The following is a 2,141-nucleotide window of genomic DNA, read 5'->3' on the forward strand; positions in this document are numbered from 1 at the left end:
TACTCGCAGAGCGGCTTTTTCCTCAAGGAGCTGTTCTCCAGGGTCATCTTCGCTGACCGCGAGCTGGTGCGGCAGTACACCAGTCGCACGCGCCTTCGCCTGAGGCAAGCGGCTTTCTTCGGCGGGATGGCCGTGCTGGGGGCTTTGCTGGCGGCCTGGACCTGGTCCTACACGGACAACCGAGATCGCGTTGCCAGGGTCGAGGCCGACTTGCTCAAGGCCGTGAAGGTGCAGGACCAGAAGCTGGACCTGGCGTCACGCATGGAGGCCCTGGAGATCTTGCAGGACCGACTCGAGCAGGTGCAGCGGGATCGCCGCTCGGCTGTCTGGTCTCTGGGGCTGTCACAAGACGCGCGCATCGAGAACCGGTTGCTGGAGGAATACTTCAATGGCCTCGAATCGGTGCTGCTCAAGCCCAGCGTGCAGGCCCTGTCGGCGTACCTGAGCGATGCCAACGCGCAGTCGGCCCACTGGCGCAGCGTCACGCCGGGGGGCGGCGCACAAACGGTGCTTGAGGCCCCCGTGGGTGCCGCGTCGGACGCGGCGGGCGGTGTGCCCCTGGCGGGTGTCACCGCGTCTGCGGCCCTTGCCGCCTCGTCCAGCACTCCCGGCTCGCCTTATCAGGCGGCTTCCAACCGCGACGTCACCGAGGCCTACAACGCCTTGAAGGCTTACCTCATGCTGGGCGATCGCGAGCGTCTGGAGCCCGGCCACCTGGGGGACCAGCTCACCCGCTACTGGCGTGAGTGGCTGGAGGCCAACCGCGGCGCCATGCCACGCGAACAGATGATCCGCCGCGCCGAGCGCATCCTGTCGTTCGCGCTCACTCAGATGTCGAACCCGGCGTTTCCGCAGATGGACCTCGATGTGGCCCTGCTCGACCGCACCCGCGAGAACCTGCGCCGAGTGGTCAAGGGGCTGCCGGCGCGCGAACGCGTGTATGGCGAAATCAAGGCCCGGGCCGCCACCCGCTTCCCGCCCGTCACCGTGGCTCGCATCGTTGGCGAAGGCGACCGCCAGGTCATCGCCGGCAGCCATGTCGTCTCGGGCGCCTTCACCCGCGAGGCCTGGGAGGGTTACGTGCGCGATGCGATCAAGGACGCGGCACACCAGTCGCTGCAGTCCACCGACTGGGTGCTCAAGACGGCCACCTCGGACGACCTGACCCTCGAAGGCAGTCCCGAACAGATCCAGAAGTCGCTGACCCAGCTCTACAAGTCCGAGTACGCGCAGCAGTGGGGCAAGTTCATCCAGGGCATCACGGTGCTGGACTTCCAGGGCTTCGATGTGGCCGTGCAGCGCATGCAGCGCCTGGGTGACCCGGTGCACTCGCCCATCGGCCTGCTGTTGCAGACCTTGCAGGACCAGACCGCCTGGGACAACCCGTCGATGCTCAACGATCGCCTGGCCAAAGGGCAGCAGGGCCTGATTGGCTGGTTCAAGAACACCGTGCTGGGCATGAACCCGACGCCGGTTCAGGTCACGCTCAGCGCCGAGCAGTTGCGCGCCGCCGAGGTCCCCACCGGGCCGATCGGCAAGGCCTTTGCCGGTGTCAACCGCCTGATGCTGCCGCGAGATGGGGGGCAGACGTTGACCCGTGTCTACCTGGACTCGCTCGCGCGCGTGCGGGCCCGCCTCAACCAGATGAAGACCCAGGGTGACCCCGGGCCGGGCGCGCGCCAGTTCATGCAGCAGACCCTCGAGGGCACCGGTGAGCTGGCCGAAGCCCTGAAACTGGTCGATGAGCAGCTCCTGACCGGGCTGGACGAGGGCGCGCGCCAGGCGCTCAGACCCATCCTCGTTCGGCCGTTGATGCAGGCCTTTTCGGCCTTGGTGCCGCCCACCGAGGCGGAACTCAATCGCGTCTGGCATGCCCAGGTTTTCGAGCCCTACCAGCGCACCTTGGCGAGCAAGTACCCCTTCGACCGAAGCTCGCGCATGGAGGCAACGCAGGTCGAGTTGGCTGCCATCTTCGGCACCGAAGGTGCGGTTGCCAAGTACCTCGAGCAGTCCTTGGGCGCGCTGGTGCTGCGTCGGGGAGACCAGCTCACCCCGCGCACCTGGGCCGACATGGGCGTGCGCCTGCGGCCGGCCTTCGCTGGCGGCCTGGGGGCCTGGGTGGCCCCGCTCAGCGGCCAGGG

1 protein-coding gene is annotated in these 2,141 nt (G+C 67.8%); it reads left to right on the forward strand.

The annotated features are described in order from the left end of the window. The coding region (locus B2W70_RS13005; RefSeq protein WP_286746274.1) for an ImcF-related family protein at positions 1-2,141 on the forward strand (2,141 nt) is incomplete at both ends.

Source organism: Aquabacterium sp. UBA2148 (assembly GCF_002328915.1).
GTDB lineage: Bacteria > Pseudomonadota > Gammaproteobacteria > Burkholderiales > Burkholderiaceae_C > Aquabacterium > Aquabacterium parvum.